Origin of the sequence: Pseudomonas sp. DE0010, assembly GCF_007680745.1 — a bacterium.
GTDB lineage: Bacteria > Pseudomonadota > Gammaproteobacteria > Pseudomonadales > Pseudomonadaceae > Aquipseudomonas > Aquipseudomonas parafulva_B.
Window position 1 is genome coordinate 1 of sequence record NZ_VEJQ01000159.1, and the last position, 293, is coordinate 293.

At 68.3% G+C, this 293-nt stretch carries 1 protein-coding gene; it reads left to right on the forward strand.

Annotated elements, in window-relative coordinates; genetic code table 11:
* Positions 1–255 (forward strand): CAP domain-containing protein (locus tag FS767_RS22065; protein ID WP_144968222.1); only part of this gene is annotated, 255 nt, incomplete at its 5' end.
* Between the last annotated feature and the right edge of the window lie 38 nt (positions 256–293).

The following is a 293-nucleotide window of genomic DNA, read 5'->3' on the forward strand; positions in this document are numbered from 1 at the left end:
TCCCATACCGCCCCCGGCGGCGGCACCGTGGCCGAGCGGGTGGGCAAACAGGGCTACGGCTGGACCCGCATCGGCGAAAACATCGCCGCCGGCGCCGGTTCGGTCACCCAGGCCATGCAGGGCTGGCTGGCGAGTCCGGGCCACTGCGCCAATCTGATGAATCCGGAATTCACCGAAATGGGCGCGGCCTATGCCCTGAATCCGCGGAGCACCCACAGCCTCTATTGGACCCAGGTGTTCGGTCGGCCGCGCTAGGCCGGGTACTCGGCGATCTCGATCAGGTTGAGGTCGGG